Consider the following 16,397-nt stretch of genomic DNA (forward strand, 5'->3'; position numbering starts at 1 on the left):
ACTATGAATCACGTGAAAGTAGAGAGGTAAAGCGTCCGCAGACGCTGAAACCGACCAGTTCAGGCTGCGTCCCACAACGGTTTAAGAGGTTTTATGATGAAACCGCTACGGGACACAGCCTGTTGCACACTGCGAAAAGATGCCAGAACAATGCAACAATTGGCCGGGTTTCTAAGTATGGGTCAGAACCCCGGCTTTGCCGCGTTTTTACTGATTATTTTTTGATCTTAATTATAGCTCAACAGGAGCGATCACCATAAGTAGCTGACCCGCCTGCACTTGCTGCCCGACCTGCCGTTGCAGGCTATGGATTTTTCCGCTGACTGGCGCGACGATCGGGATTTCCATCTTCATTGATTCGAGAATGCCAACGGTGGCTCCCGCTTCAATGTCACTGCCTGGTGCCACCAGCCACTGCCAGACGCTACCTGCCACCTGGCTCTCCACACCATAACAATCGGCGGGGATGCTGGCCTCTTCACTGCTCTGCTCCGGCAACTGGCTGTCAAAGGTAAACTGCCCCTCGGCACGCCAGCGTGCCAGTTCGCTGTCGAACGCCTGCTGACGCTGCTGCTGGAAGTGGGAAATCTCGTCGGCCTGCTGTGTCAGTAGCGCCTGATAATCGGCGAGGCGGAATTCACCCTCCTCAATCCTCAGCGGATAATCCCCCCACGGAAAACGTTCCCGAATCTGTAGCAGCTCGTCGGCGCTGACCGGATAAAAACGGATCTGGTCGAAGAAACGCAGCAGCCAGGGTTGGGTGAACACTGACGTCTGACGGTCACGGTTCCACATCTGTAGGGTACGTCCGACAAACTGATAACCGCCCGGCCCTTCCATGCCATACACGCACAGATAGGCTCCACCGATCCCCACCGAGTTTTCCGCCGTCCAGGTACGCGCCGGATTGTATTTAGTGGTCACTAAGCGATGACGCGGATCGAGCGGAGTGGCAACCGGTGCACCGAGATAGACATCGCCCAGCCCCATCACCAGATACGCGGCGCTGAACAGAATGTCTTTCACCGCCTCAACGCTTTCCAGCCCGTTGATACGACGGATAAATTCAATATTGCTCGGACACCAGGGTGCATTGGGTCGGACAGACTGGCTATAGCGTTGAATCGCCACACGGCAGGCTTCATCATCCCAGCTGAGCGGCAGCCACAAGGTGCGTGAAGGAACAGCCGCATCCGCTAAGGTTCCCAGTAACTTATCAGCGTGCAAAATCTGCGCCAGAAGCTCACTTCTTGTACAGGCTTGCGCGTCATAATGAATCTGCAACGAGCGGATCCCGGGGGTCAGTTCCAGCCGCCCCGGCAGCGGATGCGCCTCCAGCCACTGCATCAGCGCATGGACGCGGAAACGCAGCGCGATATCTAACAGAAGATCGCCATATTCCACCAACAGAAAACGGTCACCGGCGGCGCGTACACACAACGATGGCAACCCCTCAGTTGCTGCATGTTGGTGCAACACCGGATCAATCAGGGGCAGCGCTACGCTTACGTTCAGCGGCTGTGCCTGGAGTGTGGCGATCTCCTCACGCTGCGCCTGCGCCAGTTGATCGGCGCTGGTCAGATCGATCGGCACAAACTGCACTCGATCGCCCGCTTTCAGCTGGCCGAGCTTCCACAGATCGGCCTCGATCACCGTGGCCGGACAAACAAAACCCCCGAGCGACGGCCCATCCGGTCCGAGGATCACCGGCATATCGCCGGTAAAATCGACGGTACCAAATGCGTAGGCGTTGTCATGGATATTGGAAGGATGCATCCCCGCTTCACCGCCATCGCTGCGCGCCCAGGTGGGTTTCGGCCCAATTAAGCGAATGCCGGTGCGGCTGGAGTTGTAATGCACCTGCCACTCGGCGGCGAAGAATTCGCTGATGTCGTTATCGGTAAAGAAGGTGGGCGCGCCATGCGGCCCATAAATCACCCGCAGCTGCCAGGTTCCGTTGAGTTCCGGCAGCAACGCCGCTGGCAACGCGGCCTGCGGTAACTGCGCGGGGGCGGCGAGGTGCAGCACATCCCCGGCGCGCAGCGCCCGTCCGGCATGGCCACCAAATTTACCCAGCGTAAAGGTGCTGCGGCTGCCGAGATAGCGCGGCGTATCCAGCCCACCCGCCAGCAACAGGTAGCTGCGGCTGCCGTCGTGCACTTCCCCTAATGTCAGGGTTTGCCCTGCCTGGGCGCTGATAATCTGGTTTATCGCCAGCGATTGCTGATCGAGCTGCGCAACCAGCGGTGCGCCAGTCAGCACAAAGCTACAGGCCTGATTAAAACGTAAGGTCGGGCCACGCAACGTAATTTCCAGACCCGCAGCCTGGGGATCATTCCCCAGCAGACGGTTGCCGAGCTGGAAGGCGCGACTGTCGAACGGACCGGAGGGCGGCACACCGACATGCCAGTAGCCGGTACGGCCCGGCGCATCCTGCACCGTGGTCAGGGTGCCGCCGCTGAGGATATCCAGCGTCGGCGGTTGCCACTGCACGCCGCCGAGGGTTGCGGTAATGATACATCCCTGCTGCACCTCCGCCTGGGTCAGCAAATGGCGCAGCCACAGCAGATTGGTTTCGATGCCGTACAATTCTGTGGCGTCCAGCGCCTGCGCCAGCCCGGCCAGCGCCTGGTCGCGGTCCGCCCCATGCACAATCACTTTCGCCAGCATCGGATCGTAGAATGGAGAAACTTCCATGCCGCTCTCAACGCTGCTATCGACCCGCAAAGTGGCGGCTGCCAGTTCCCCCGGGAAGGCGACATGACTGAGCAGGCCAGCGCTCGGCTGGAACTGCTTCGCCGGATCTTCCGCATACAAACGCACCTGAATCGCATGGCCGGTTGCCACCCGCGGCAAACTGGCGAGCGGCGGCAACGTCTGCTGCGCCAGCTCCACCATCCAGCGCACCAAATCCACGCCGTACACCATTTCGGTCACGCCGTGCTCCACCTGCAAACGGGTGTTCACTTCGAGGAACCAGAACTGCTGGCTGCCTTCGTCATAAACATATTCCACCGTCCCGGCGCTGCGGTATTGCACCGCACGTCCGAGACGCACCGCTGTCGCCTGCAATTCCGCGCGTACCGCATCACTCAGACCCGGTGCCGGGGTTTCTTCCATCACTTTCTGATTACGGCGCTGCGCCGAGCAGTCGCGCTCACCCAGCGCAATCACCTCACCCGCCCCATCACCAAAGATCTGCACTTCGATATGACGCGCTCTGGCGATAAATTTCTCTAAAAACACGCCATCGTCGGCGAAATTATTACCTGCGAGGCGTTTTACGCGGGTAAAGGCATCGGCCAGCTGCTGCGCATCATCGCAACGTTGCATGCCTATGCCGCCACCGCCTGCGGTGCTCTTCAGCATCACCGGATAGCCGATGTCGAGTGCGGCAGCCTGTGCCTGCGCCAGCGACGTCAGCAGGCCGCTGCCGGGCAGCAGCGGGACATTATTGTTCTGCGCCAGCGCACGGGCGCGGTGCTTCAGACCAAACGCTGCCATTTGCTGTGCGTTCGGCCCGAGAAAATGCAGGCCCGCCGCTTCGCAGCGATTAACAAATTCGGGGTTTTCACTGAGGAAACCGTACCCGGGATGCAGCGCCTGTGCGCCGCTCTGCGCGGCAATCGCCAGCAGCTTGTCCTGGTTCAGATAAGTATCGCGCACCTGGCCCTCGCCCAGCGACCAGGCTTCATCCGCCAGTCGCACATGGCGCGCGTGGCGATCGGCTTCGGCATACACCGCAATCGCCCGGATATTCATCGCTTGTAAGGTGCGGATAATACGTACCGCAATCGCGCCACGGTTGGCAATCAATACACGCTCAATCATGACTTCATCTCTCTTTCCGGCAGGTCGTCCTGCGCTGGCATTGACGGCGAATAACGGGTCGTCCCGTTGCGTCAGAAGATCACCACACGCTGACTAAAATCGGCGTCGGGTTGTAACCGTTACAGGGGTTGTTAAGCTGCGGGCAGTTGGAGATCAGCACCAGAATGTTCATCTCCGCCACCATCTCGACATATTTACCCGGCGCAGAAATCCCATCGGCAAAGGTCAGCCCGCCTTCGTGCGTCACCGGTACGTTCATAAAAAAGTTGATGTTGTGGGTGATGTCGCGGCGCGTCAGGCCATATTCAGGATGTTCCGCCACCGCCAGCATCCAGCTGTCGCGGCAGGCGTGCATATGCCGTTTCTCCAGGTCATAACGCACGGTGTTACTTTCGGTGGCGCAGGCACCGCCGAGGGTGTCGTGGCGACCACAGGTATCGGCGACGATGGTCAGCATCGGACGATCGTCATTGGAACGCAGCACGCTGCCCGCCGTCAGAAACACATTTTGCTGGCCGCGCAGCGTGTCAGTCATGCTGTAGCGTTCAGCGGTGTCGTCAGCGTTGAAGAACAACGTATCCGCCGCCTGATTGCCTTCCAGATCGGTGATGCGCAGCGTCGCGCCTTTTTCGATGCGATACAGCCAGTAATCACCGGCACCAATATGCTGCTGAAAATGGGCCTCGGCAGGATTCAGTAAACTTTCTTTGATCATCACAACTCTCCCTGCAATTGATAGAGCGCGTTATTACGCAGGCCGCGCTGGTTCTCGGCACGTTGCAGACAAATCTCCGGCAGCGGCGCGCGCTGTGCATCGATCTGCAATCCCAGCGGCTGGCGCGGATAATCACCCGCCGGGGTGAGCGGATGCGGGCAGGTGTGCAGCATCACCAGGGTGTCCATGGCGAAACGCAGCCGGACCTGAGCACCGGCAGCGCCCTGCCGTTCCCGTTGCAGCGTGCCATTATCGTCGGCGCGTACCTGGGCGAAGAAGTTGATGCAGGCAGCCATATCACGCTTGCCGAGACCATATTTCGCCAGTTCCACCAGGAAGCTGTCGTAGCCGTTCTGATGGCGCTGATTACGTGCCTGCTGATAATCGCTGGTACCAAAAAGCGCGGCGGTTTGCGCAGCGTTCAGCGTGCCGCACACGCTCTCGTGCCAGCCGAAGCTGTCCGCTTCAATGCCGCAGAAGATGCGCCCCATGTCTGAGTAGAGGCAGTGCCCGGCGGTGAGGCGAAAGGTGTGCTGGCACTTGAGGGTGTCCGGCGCGTTGTAGCGCTCCAGCAGGTTTTCCGGGTTGTAAAACAGCATGCCAACATTCGCGCCGCCCTCCACATCGGTGAGGGTCAGCGCGCTGCCGCTGCGCATCACAAACGACCAGTGCGAGCCAGCCGGTAACTGCGTTTGATACGAGGTAGTCATGATTTTCTCCTTCAGGCGACCTGCGATTCGGCCAGCGGCGCATCAGCGGGCCGCTGCCGATCGAGCGGCAGGTCGTAGGTAATGGTTGCGCCCCAGGCTTCCGGCGCGTGGGGGTCGTGGCGCAGCTTGTCGAAAACCAGCAGGCGTGAGGCGAGGCTGAAGCCTTCTTTCAGATCGTGGGTGATCATAAAGATGGTCAGGCCATGCTGTTGCCAAAGCTGGGTGATCAGCTGATGCATCTCGCTGCGGATACCGGGATCGAGCGCGCCAAAGGGCTCATCCAGCAGCAGAATGCGCGGGCGCTTCATCAGTGCCTGCGCCAGCGCCAGACGCTGTTGCATCCCGCCGGACAGCTGATGCGGATATTTGCTTTGCGCATGTTCCAGACCTACCTGCGCCAGCATTTCCTGCGCACGCTGGCGGATGGCCTGCCGTTTGCGCCCCCAGACGCGTCCCAGCCAGCGGGCGGTGCTGAACTCTTCCGCCAGCATCACGTTGCCCAGCACCGTCAGATGCGGGAACACCGAGTAGCGCTGAAACACCACGCCGCGATGGGCATCGGGTTCATCGGGGATCGGTTCACCATCCAGCAGTAACGCGCCTTTGGTGGGGGCTTCGGTGCCGAGCAGCATATTGAGGAAGGTGGTTTTGCCGCAGCCGGAAGCGCCGACAATCGCCACAAATTCTCCCTCTTCCACGCTGATGTTCAGTCGCTCCAGCACCACCTGCTGGCCGTAGTGCTTCTCAAGGTTTTTCAGTTGCAGTAAGGGCATGCTGCGTTCCTTATTTGGCGTAATACCACGGCCAGCAGCGACGGCTAATCAGCCGCAGCAGCAGGTCGAGGGCAAAGGCCAGCAGGGTAATCCAGGCGACGTAAGGCAAAATCACATCCATCGCCAGATAACGACGCATCAGGAAGATGCGGTAGCCGAGGCCTTCGGTGGCGACGATGGCTTCTGCGGCGATCAGGAACAGCCACGCCGAGCTGAGTGACAGGCGCACGGCATCGAACAGGCGCGGCATCAGCTGTGGCAATATCACCCGCCACAAAATCTGCGCGCTATTGCCGCCCAGCGTCTGCGCCTTCACCAGCTGCTCGCGCGGGATTTTCTCCACCTGGAGTTGCAAATCGCGGGCAATCAGCGGGGTGATGCCGATGACAATCAGCACCACTTTCGACACTTCACCGAGGCCAAAGCAGATAAACAGAATCGGCAGAATCGCCAGCGGCGGCACCAACGCGAACAGGGTGACCAGCGGAGCCAGCACCGCACGCACCACCGGCAACGCGCCAGTGAACAGGCCAATCGCCAGCGCCAGCATGGCGCTGATTAACACGCCGCTCAGCAGACGCATCAGGCTGGCGGCGGTGTCGGTCCACAGCAGATACTCCCCGGTACGCGGGCTGGGCTGAAACGCCATCCGGTTGATGGCGTCGCCCATGGCGTTGAACCCCGGCAGCAGCTTATCCGCCGCGTTGAGGCTCAGACGCGCATCCGACGCGAACAGATACACCAGCAGCAACGCCAGCAGCGGCAGCACACCGAGCAACAGGCGGCCCATCGGCAGCGGTTGATAGTTAATCAGTTTACGCATCGGCTTTGCTCCCGCTTACAGCTGGCCTGCGGCCGCCAGTTTGGTGTAGGTATCGATAAAGCGCAGTTTGATGTTGCCCGCGTTACCCCAGTTACCCGCCGGTGTTTCCACCCCCACCACATCGGCACTCGGCGCGGCCTCGCCCAGCAAGCCATGCTTGAAGGAGAACTCCGCCACCAGCTGCATCGTGGCTTTCAGCTGCGGGCTATCGACGAAATCGAGGGTGGTTTTGCCATCGCTGAACAGATGGGTGGCGGCCAGTTGCTGGTCAAAACCGGCGAGGTCAGTGCCGGATACCTGCGCCATTTGCGTGCGTGCGGCGACGGCGGTCGCGCCCGGACCGGACATGGTTTTCAGGGTTTCATACCAGGCACCGGTCAGCGCTTTGCCCAGCTGCGGGTATTTCTTCAGGGTGTTGGTGTTGACCACCAGCAGGTCGAGGATTTCGCCCGGAATCTGCGCCGAGGAGAAGATCAGATGGCTGTTCGGCACCTTCTTCGCTTCTGCCAGCAGAGGGTTCCAGGTGACGATAGAGTTGACGTCTGGCGTACCAAAGGCGGCCACCAGATCGGCATCAGCGGTGTTGACCACTTTGACATCTTTTTCGCTCATGCCGGATTTCTCCAGCGCGCGCGCCAGCAGGTAATGCGAAACCGACAGCTGCACCAGATTGATCGGTTTGCCTTTCAGCGCCGCCACACTGTCAGCGCCTTTCAGCAGAATGCCGTCGTTGCCGTTGGAGTAGTCACCAACGATCAGCGCGGTGCTATCCACGCCGCCGGTGGCCGGAATGGTCAGCGCATCCATGTTGGTCATGGTGCAGCCGTCAAAGCCGCCTGCGGTGTATTGGTTGACCGACTCGATATAGTCGTTGACCTGCACAAACTGAATGTCGATGCCGTATTTATCGGCCCATTTTTTGACGATGCCATTCTGCTGGGCGTAATCCCACGGCATCCAGCCTGCATAAATGGACCAGCAAATCTTGAAGGAAGGTTTCGCGGCGGCAAGCGCGTTAACGCTGAACAGCGCGATGGTGCAAAGCAACAGCAAGCGAAGGCAGGCTTTGATCATGGTGGTTCCTCTGACGTTAGCGGACGAATAAAAGCAGGAGGCGGCGAGTAACGATCTCGCTTTCCTCCCGGGCTTTTATCCCGCCGTGTAACCGTCAGAGGACGGTCGGTCACTCTCGGACCAGCATCTCGCGATCGGAACCCTAGTGACCCATTGCAAATTGTCTGGCGACATCGGTTACCCGCTATCGCTCCTGCATCTGGCTAAAGTCAGGCAAAAAAAGTGCCAATATTGTATTTCAATGAAAAATATGGAGTTTTATAAAAAACCGTCTCCATTCCCGTCAGGTTCTGCACAGCGGTGCAGCATCCGCGCACCAACATGACGCAGGCCAACCAGGCCCAGGTTGATGTAGTTCTCAGTTTTCACCTGGCACGAAAAAAAGTTTTACTTAACGATCATAGGGTTATTCCTAAATCCTCTTCCCCCTCATCGAACCAATTAAATATTGGTTCGCTTCTTGCCTAAGCTGATAACAACTGACCACCCCCGTAGCGGCGCGATTTATCGCGCGCCTTTTAACAGAACATGCATAAACAGCGCGATGAATCGCGCCGCTACCAGTTTGTGCAGGCTGTCGTTTGATGACAGACATTAGGTTTTACGCGATTCCAATTGATGAATAAACAGGCGAACCAATCATGAGTGACACGCCAAAATCTGCCATCAACTCCAGCTCGGCGCTGGAGCAATTGCGCCAGCTGATTCAGCAGCAGGAGCACACGCCCGATCGCGCACTGCCGACCGAGCGCGAGCTGGCCGAACGCTTTGGCGTGGGGCGTCGTGAAATCCGCCGCGCGCTGGATGTGCTGGAAGAAGAAGGTCGCATCTGGCGTAAGCAGGGCAAAGGCACCTTTGTCGGCCCGGCCGCCCCGGTACAGCCGCTGGTATTACAGGATTTGCCGCAGCAGTCGAACCTGCTGGAGGTGATGGAAGCGCGTCTGCAACTGGAGCCAGGACTGGCGCGCCTCGCCGCACTGCGCGCCAGTAAAGAACAAATCGCGCTGATGAAACGCCTGATTGAACGCATGCAGGGCATTGTCGCGCCAGAAGATGGCGACCAGCACGAGCTGTGGGACAGCGCCTTTCACCGCGCTATCGCGGAAGCCGCCGGAAATCGCCTGATGCTCGGCCTGTTTGAAGCCGTCGATGCGGTGCGCCGCGACCCCGGCTGGCAGCATCTCCGCGAACAGGCACGCACCCCGGCACGCCTCGATACCTACGACAACCATCATCAGCGCCTGCTGGACCATATCGCCAATCGCCAGCCTCATGAGGCGGCGGCAGCGATGCGTGAGCACCTGCTGGCGCTGCAACAGGCGCTGATGGAAACCCTGTATGCCAGCCACGAGGAGACGCCATGACGGCCCAACCTGTTTTGTCGGTCAGCAATTTGCGCGTGCAGTTTCGCGGTTCACCTGTCACGGTGATCGACGATATCTCCCTGACATTGCACGCCGGAGAGACTCTGGCGCTGGTCGGCGAATCCGGCTGCGGCAAAAGCATCACCTCACTGACGCTGATGGGCCTGCAACCCGATAGCGCACGGATTTTACAGGGCGAGATGCAGTTTGATGGCCGCGATTTGCGCACGCTGAGCGCCGGTGACTACGCCAGCCTGCGCGGCAATCAGCTGGCGATGATTTTTCAGGAGCCGATGACCTCGCTCAATCCGGCCTTCACCCTTGGCGATCAGCTGAGCGAGGCGGTGATGCGCCATCGTAAGGTCAACCGCCGCACCGCCATGGACACTGCACTGGCCATTCTGCAAAAAGTGCAGATTCCGGCAGCGGAAATGCGCCTGAAGGCGTATCCCCATCAGCTGTCGGGCGGAATGCGCCAGCGCGTGATGATCGCCATGGCGCTGATTAACCAGCCCAAACTGCTGATCGCCGATGAACCCACCACCGCGCTCGACGTCACCATTCAGGCGCAAATCCTCGATCTGCTGAATACGCTGAAGCAGGAAACCGGCACCGCGGTACTGATGATCACCCACGATCTTGGCGTGGTAGCGGAAGTCGCGCAGCGCGTGGCGGTGATGTACGCCGGTCAGGTGGTGGAGAGCGGGACAGTGGCCGCGATTTTCAACGATCCGCAGCACCCCTACACCATCGGGCTGATGGGATCGATTCCCAGCCTGAGCGCGCGCAGCGGCGCACTGGCAACCATTCCCGGCTCGGTGCCGTTGCCGGAGAGTATGCCCGCCGGTTGCCGTTTTGCCACCCGCTGTCCGTTTGCAGAAACGCGCTGTCATCAGAACCGCCCGGCGCTGCGCGCGCTGACGCCGGAACATCAGGTGGCCTGTTTTCGCGCCCCACTGGAACAGCACGTTACGCTGGGAGAGATCGCATGAAACCGATTTTAGAATGTCGCGATTTAAGCAAAACCTTCAATGGCCCAAACCGCCTGTTTAAACGCAACCGTGGCGTCACGGCGGTGGACCGCGTGTCACTGCAGGTGATGCCGGGGGAAACGCTGGCGATTGTCGGCGAGTCCGGCTCCGGTAAATCGACGCTCGGGCGTCTGTTGCTGCGTTTGCTGGCGGCCAGTGCCGGTGAAGTGATGTACGAAGGTGAAAGCATCACCCACGCCAGCGGTACGCGCCTCAATCAGCTGCGCCGCGAATTGCAGATTATCTTTCAGGACCCCTTCGCCTCCCTCAACCCCCGTATGACGGTGCAGCAGATTGTCGGTGAACCGCTATGGCTGCACGACAAAATGAACCGAGAAGCACGCCACGCACGGGTGGCGGAGCTGCTGCGCACCGTCGGCTTGCCCGCCGCTTGGGCAGAACGCTATCCGCACGAGTTTTCCGGCGGCCAGCGCCAGCGCATCGGCATTGCCCGCGCCCTCGCCTCGCAACCGAAGCTGCTGCTGGGGGACGAGCCGGTGTCCGCGCTGGATGTTTCGGTACAGGCACAGGTGGTGAACCTGCTGGAAAGCCTGAAGCAACAATTTGGCCTGACGATGATTATCGTGGCACACGGCCTGGCGGTGATTCGCCATATGAGCGACCGCGTAGCGGTGATGTACCTCGGGCAGATTGTCGAGTTGGCGACGGTGGACGAGATTTTCGATGCCCCGCTGCATCCCTATACCCAGGCGCTGATCGCCTCCGCGCCGCAGATGCAGCCCGGGGCCAGCCGCACCATTCCAATGTTGCAGGGCGACCTGCCCAATCCAGCCAATCCTCCCACCGGCTGCCGTTTTCACACCCGCTGCCCGTGGGCGACCGCCGAATGCCGCCAGTTTGAACCCATCAACCAGGTGCTGAGCGGTGGACGACAAATTGCCTGTCACCGCTGGCAGGAGATTAACCGCGACCGTAGCGCAATTGTGATTGCGCCGCCGTCTGCCGCCTTTTTACGTCGCCGCGCGCTGTTTGAGCAGGCGGTCAATCAGCAAGCTTAACCCTCTGGAGATTAGCCGTGAAGAAAGCGTTATTAACTGCCCTTAGTGGTCTGATGTTGCTGGGTGCCAGCGCGCATAGCCACGCCGAAAGCGTGATTCGCATCGGACTGGGTGCCGACCCGGACATGCTCGATCCCCATCTGGCGCGTACCTACTATGGCCGCTTTGTGTTTGCTGCCATGTGTGACCGGCTGGTCGATGTCGATGAGAACCTGAAAGTGGTGCCGGGCCTCGCCACCGACTGGGCATGGAGTGATGACGGCAAAACGCTGACCATGAATCTGCGCAGTGGCGTCACCTTCCACGACGGTGAAAAATTCGATGCTAACGCGGTGAAATTCAATATCGAACGCGCACTGACGTTGCCGGGTTCGTTGCGTAAAAGCGAAATCTCCTCGATTCAGAGCGTGGAAGTCAGCGGGCCGATGCAGGTCAAATTCCACCTGAAAACCCCGGATGCGGCGCTGCTCAGCCAGCTGACCGACCGCGCGGGCGCGATGCTGGCCCCCGAGGCGGCGAAGAAGCCTGATTTCGCCACCCACCCGGTGTGTTCCGGCCCGTATCAGTTTGAAAGCCGCGTGCAGCAGGACCGCATCGTCCTGAAACGCTTTGATAATTACTGGAACAAAGGCGCCTACCACTTCGACAAAGTGATTTTCCTGCCGATCCCGGATGCCTCGGTACGCCTCGCCAACCTGCGCGCCGGTGACCTCGATCTCACCGAAGGCGTGGCCGCCAGCGATGTGAAAACCGTGGAAGGCGACAGCAAGCTGGCGCTGGCAAAAGTCACCGGCCTCGGTTATCAGGGCATCACCTTTAACATCAACAACGGCAAAGTCGATGCCAATAGCCCGCTGAAAGATCCGCGTGTGCGTGAAGCCTTCTCGCTGGCTATTGACCGCGATGCGCTGAACCAGGTGGCGTTTGAAGGCCTGTATACCCCGGCTAATCAGGCGTTTTCCCCGGTCAGCCCGTATCACGTCAATATCCCCACCCCGGCACGCGATGTGGAGAAAGCCAAAGCGTTGCTGAAGGCGGCTGGCGTCACCACGCCGCTCAACGTGACGCTGCTGGTCACCAACAACCCCACTGCGCAGCAGGTTGGTCAGGTGATTCAGGCGATGGTGAGCGAGGCCGGTTTCAACCTCAATCTGCAAATGAGCGAATTTGCCACCCTGCTGGATCGCCAGCAGCGCGGCGATTACCAGCTCAGCCTGTCAGGCTGGTCCGGTCGTCCCGATCCAGATGGCAGCATTTACTCGTTTATCAACAGCAAAGGCACGCTGAACGATGGCCGTTACAGCAATCCGCAGGTGGATGAGTGGCTGAACGCCGCACGTCTGACCAACGATCAGGCGCAGCGTCAGGCGTTGTACAACAAGGTGGTGAACCAGCTGCAAACTGATATGCCGATTGCTTACCTCTACTTTGAGCCACGCATCTTTGGCATGACGAAAAAATTGCAGGGCTTTAAAGCCTGGCCGGACGGGCTGGTTCGCCTGGCTGGCGTGAGCATGGCGCAGTAAACCGCTAAGGAGCGATGATGCTGGAATTGATTGTTAAACGGCTGCTGCTGGCCATTCCCACCCTGTTGCTGGTGAGCATTATGGTGTTTGCGCTGCAAAAGCTGCTGCCAGGCGACCCGGTGCTGGCGATGGCCGGTGAGGAGCGCGATCCGGCGGTCATCGCTCAGTTGCGTGCCGAGTACCATCTCGACGATCCAATCCCAACGCAATATTTCGCGTGGATTGGCAGCGCGCTGAAGGGCGACCTCGGCATGTCGTTGCGTACCAAAGAGCCGGTGACGGCGTTGATTGCCAGCAAACTACCGGTCACGCTGGAGCTGTCGCTGCTGGCGATGCTGATTGCGCTGCTGATCGGCATCAGCATGGGGATTATCGCGGCGGTACGCAAAGATAGCTGGGTCGATCACACCACCAACTTTGTCGCGCTATCAGGCATCTCGGTGCCCCATTTCTGGCTGGGGATTCTGCTGATCCTGCTGTTTTCGGTGCATCTGCAATGGCTACCGGCGTCAGGTTTTGTGCCGGTAAGCGAAGATATGGCGCAGAACCTGAAAACCCTGTTGCTACCGGCGCTGGTGCTGGGCACCGGCCTCGCTGCCACCCTGATGCGCCATACCCGCGCCTCGATGATTGCGGTGCTGAAAGCGGATTACATCCGCACCGCACGCGCCAAAGGCCTGCTGGCCCCGAAAGTGGTGCTAAAGCACGCCTTCCGTAATGCGCTGATGCCGATCGTCACCCTGACTACCCTGCTGTTTGGCGAACTGCTGGGCGGCGCGGTGCTGACCGAGCAGGTTTTTACCCTGCCCGGCTTTGGCAAGATGATTGTCGATGCGGTGTTTAACCGTGATTACGCCGTGGTGCAGGGCGTGGTGCTGGTGGTTGCCATCGGGTTTCTGCTGCTCAACCTGCTGGCCGACGTGCTCTATCTGTTAATCAACCCGAAAATGCGAGGCTAACCATGAGCGAGGTGTTAACCGCAGGCGCAGTGCCTGCCGTAGCAAAGCCGAATCGCCGGGTGCTGAAGAAGTTTTTGCGTAATAAAAGCGCGCTGATTGGTGCGGTGATTGTGGTGCTGTTTGTTGCAGTGGCGCTGCTGGCTCCGTGGCTGGCACCCGCTGATCCCATCAAAGCCAACTTTCTGGCGGTACGCAAAGCGCCATCGGCGCTGTTCTGGTTCGGCACTGACGAACTGGGACGCGATATTCTGTCGCGTCTGATCTGGGGCGCGCGTACCTCGCTGCTGGCGGGCTGCATTTCGGTGATGATCGCCATCCTGATTGGCGTGCCGCTCGGGCTGATTGCCGGTTACTGGCAGGGCTGGTGCGACGGCATTATTTCGCGCTTTATCGAGGCACTGCTCGCCTGTCCGTTTTTGATTCTGGCGATAGCGCTCGGTGCGTTTCTCGGCCCGAGCCTGTCGAATGCGATGATTGCGATTGGCCTGTCAGCGATGCCGATTTTCGCCCGCCTGACGCGCGGCCAGGTGATCGCCATTCGTCACGAGGAGTATATCGATGGCGCTCGCGCAATTGGCCTGCCGGACCGCTGGATCATCCTGCGTTACGTGCTGCCGAATGTGCTGTCGCCAATTCTGGTGCAGGCCACGCTGGCGATTGCGTCGGCGATTATCACCGAAGCCAGTCTGTCGTTTCTCGGTCTCGGCCAGCAACCCCCTTCACCCTCGTGGGGCGCGATGCTGAATACCGCAAAAGGTTACCTGGAACAGGCACCGTGGATGTCGATTTTCCCCGGCCTGGCCATTTTTCTCACCGTGCAGGGCTTCAACCTGCTGGGCGACGGACTGCGCGACGCGCTCGATCCGCGCAATGACTCACATTAAGGAAAGGTTATGAGTGATTTGGATTACAACGTCAGTTACGCCTCCCACCGTGTACCAATGATGGGACGCAACGCCGTCGCCACCTCGCAGCCGCTGGCAGCGCAGGCCGGTATCCGCATGTTGCAGCTGGGCGGCAATGCCGTCGATGCGGCGATTGCCAGCGCCATGGCGCTGACGGTGCTGGAGCCGACCGGCAACGGTCTCGGCAGCGATGCGTTCGCCATTATCTGGGATGGCAAGGAGTTGCACGGCCTGAATGCTTCCGGGCGCGCCCCGGCGGCGTGGAACCCGGAACGCTTTGCCGGGCAGCAAACCATGCCAGAAATCGGCTGGGAGGCGGTCACCGTGCCTGGCGCAGTGTCGGCCTGGGTGGCGCTGGCGGAACGCTTCGGCACCCTGCCGCTCACCACGCTGGCGCAACCGGCGATTGAGTACGCCCGCGACGGCTTTCCGGTATCGCCACTGATTGGTCAGTTGTGGCAGCGTGGCTACAACAAACTGAAGGATCAGCCCGGCTTCTGCGCCTGCTTTGCGCCGGATGGCCGCCCGCCGCGCGCCGGTGAGCTGTTCCGCAATCCGGCGCAGGCCGCCACCTTGCAGAAAATCGCCGAAACCAACGGTGAAGCCTTCTATCGCGGCGAGCTGGCGCAACAGATGACCGCCTTCGCCGCCGAACACGGCGCGGCGCTGACGCTGGAAGATCTCAACCATCATCGCGCCGATTGGGTGCAACTGCTGTCGCATCCGTTTGCCGGTGGTTCGGTGCAGGAGCTGCCGCCAAACGGCCAGGGCATCGCCACCCTGATTGCCCTCGGCATTCTGGAGCATTGGGATATCGGTCGCTATGCACCGGACAGCGTGCCGTGGCTGCATCTGTCGATTGAAGCGATGAAGCTGGCGCTGGTGGATCTGGACCGTTACATCACCGATGAAGATCACCTGGAATTCCCGGCGGATTTGCTGCTGAGCGACAGCTACCTGAAACAGCGCGCTGCACTGATCGACCCGGATAAAGCGGGAGATTTTACTTTCGGTTCACCGCAGCAGAGCGGCACCGTGTATCTCTCGACCGCCGATGCCAGCGGCATGATGGTGTCATTTATTCAGTCCAACTTTATGGGCTTCGGTTCCGGCGTGGTGGTGCCTGATACCGGCATCAGCCTGCAAAACCGTGGCGCAGGTTTCTCACTCGACCCTGCTCATCCGAATGTGGTTGCCGGAGGCAAACGTCCGTTCCACACCATCATCCCGGCGTTTGCGCTGGATGGTGACGGCCAGCCGCTGATGTCATTCGGGGTGATGGGCGGCCCGATGCAGGCGCAGGGGCATTTGCAGATGGCGCTACGTATTATGCTGCACAAACAGAACCCGCAGGCTGCGATTGATGCACCACGCTGGCGTGTGGTACAGGGCCGCGAGGTGATTGTTGAAGCAGGCATGGATCGCAATGTCCTCGCCGCGCTGCGCGCGATGGGCCACAAGATTGCGGTGGAGGATCCGTTGCAAGGTTATAACTTCGGCGGTGCGCAGGTGGTTGTGCGCGACCCGCAGGGGTTTTATATCGCGGCGACTGAAAGTCGCAAGGATGGGCAGGCGCTGGTGTACTGACGCCGACCACGCAACACCCCACGCAATAAATTGCGCCGCTACGACTCACTGCACGTATTTGTAGCGGCGCGATTTATCGC

13 protein-coding genes and 1 riboswitch are annotated in these 16,397 nt (G+C 59.9%); of the genes, 7 read left to right on the forward strand and 6 right to left on the reverse strand.

Annotation, left to right across the window (positions count from 1 at the left end):
* Positions 1 to 231: 231 nt before the first annotated feature.
* The 6 genes from uca to RCF31_RS12410 form a co-directional block, all read right to left on the reverse strand.
* Positions 232 to 3,831 carry an urea carboxylase gene (gene uca, locus RCF31_RS12385; RefSeq protein WP_416410732.1) on the reverse strand — a complete coding sequence of 1,200 codons (3,600 nt, stop codon included), beginning with the start codon at positions 3,829 to 3,831 and terminating at the stop codon, positions 232 to 234.
* Between the two features lie 79 nt (positions 3,832 to 3,910).
* Positions 3,911 to 4,546: an urea amidolyase associated protein UAAP2 gene (locus RCF31_RS12390; RefSeq protein WP_299455504.1), complete on the reverse strand. Its 636-nt coding sequence runs from the start codon at positions 4,544 to 4,546 to the stop codon at positions 3,911 to 3,913.
* The gene (locus RCF31_RS12395) at positions 4,546 to 5,256 is read right to left on the reverse strand and encodes an urea amidolyase associated protein UAAP1 (protein ID WP_416410734.1); all 711 of its coding nucleotides are present in this window, start codon (positions 5,254 to 5,256) and stop codon (positions 4,546 to 4,548) included. Before RCF31_RS12395 ends, RCF31_RS12390 begins: the two co-directional genes overlap by 1 nt.
* 11 nt (positions 5,257 to 5,267) lie before the next feature.
* Positions 5,268 to 6,029: an ABC transporter ATP-binding protein gene (locus tag RCF31_RS12400; protein WP_299455508.1), complete on the reverse strand. Its 762-nt coding sequence runs from the start codon at positions 6,027 to 6,029 to the stop codon at positions 5,268 to 5,270.
* A 10-nt stretch (positions 6,030 to 6,039) separates the two neighbouring features.
* Positions 6,040 to 6,852, reverse strand: a complete 813-nt coding sequence (locus tag RCF31_RS12405) for an ABC transporter permease (protein ID WP_084871657.1) — start codon at positions 6,850 to 6,852, stop codon at positions 6,040 to 6,042.
* Positions 6,853 to 6,867: 15 nt separating this feature from the next.
* Positions 6,868 to 7,926 carry a putative urea ABC transporter substrate-binding protein gene (locus RCF31_RS12410; protein WP_416410737.1) on the reverse strand — a complete coding sequence of 353 codons (1,059 nt, stop codon included), beginning with the start codon at positions 7,924 to 7,926 and terminating at the stop codon, positions 6,868 to 6,870.
* A gap of 62 nt (positions 7,927 to 7,988) precedes the next feature.
* Positions 7,989 to 8,083: riboswitch (guanidine-I (ykkC/yxkD leader) on the reverse strand.
* A 484-nt stretch (positions 8,084 to 8,567) separates the two neighbouring features.
* On the opposite strand from RCF31_RS12410, the gene RCF31_RS12415 reads away from it, so the two are divergent.
* Genes RCF31_RS12415 through RCF31_RS12445 form a run of 7 tightly spaced genes read left to right on the forward strand, consistent with a single transcriptional unit; the run spans position 8,568 to position 16,317 of the window.
* Positions 8,568 to 9,290, forward strand: coding sequence for a FadR/GntR family transcriptional regulator (locus RCF31_RS12415; RefSeq protein WP_416410739.1), 723 nt, complete (start codon positions 8,568 to 8,570; stop codon positions 9,288 to 9,290).
* Entirely contained in the window at positions 9,287 to 10,282 is a 996-nt protein-coding gene (locus RCF31_RS12420; RefSeq protein WP_416410741.1) for an ABC transporter ATP-binding protein, read from the forward strand. Before RCF31_RS12415 ends, RCF31_RS12420 begins: the two co-directional genes overlap by 4 nt.
* Complete coding sequence (locus RCF31_RS12425; RefSeq protein WP_313683455.1) at positions 10,279 to 11,340, forward strand: oligopeptide/dipeptide ABC transporter ATP-binding protein; 1,062 nt, start codon at positions 10,279 to 10,281, stop codon at positions 11,338 to 11,340. The genes RCF31_RS12420 and RCF31_RS12425 overlap by 4 nt, the downstream gene beginning before the upstream one ends.
* A gap of 53 nt (positions 11,341 to 11,393) precedes the next feature.
* Positions 11,394 to 12,866 (forward strand): ABC transporter substrate-binding protein, encoded by a 1,473-nt coding sequence (locus tag RCF31_RS12430; protein WP_416413253.1) that lies wholly within the window; start codon positions 11,394 to 11,396, stop codon positions 12,864 to 12,866.
* A 17-nt stretch (positions 12,867 to 12,883) separates the two neighbouring features.
* On the forward strand, positions 12,884 to 13,825 hold the full coding sequence (locus tag RCF31_RS12435) for an ABC transporter permease (protein WP_310617530.1): 942 nt from the start codon (positions 12,884 to 12,886) through the stop codon (positions 13,823 to 13,825).
* 2 nt (positions 13,826 to 13,827) lie between these two features.
* Positions 13,828 to 14,709: an ABC transporter permease gene (locus RCF31_RS12440; RefSeq protein WP_416410743.1), complete on the forward strand. Its 882-nt coding sequence runs from the start codon at positions 13,828 to 13,830 to the stop codon at positions 14,707 to 14,709.
* Positions 14,710 to 14,718: 9 nt separating this feature from the next.
* Positions 14,719 to 16,317 carry a gamma-glutamyltransferase family protein gene (locus RCF31_RS12445; protein WP_416410746.1) on the forward strand — a complete coding sequence of 533 codons (1,599 nt, stop codon included), beginning with the start codon at positions 14,719 to 14,721 and terminating at the stop codon, positions 16,315 to 16,317.
* Positions 16,318 to 16,397: the final 80 nt, after the last annotated feature.

The organism is Pantoea sp. App145, assembly GCF_047947045.1.
Classification (GTDB): Bacteria; Pseudomonadota; Gammaproteobacteria; order Enterobacterales; family Enterobacteriaceae; genus Pantoea.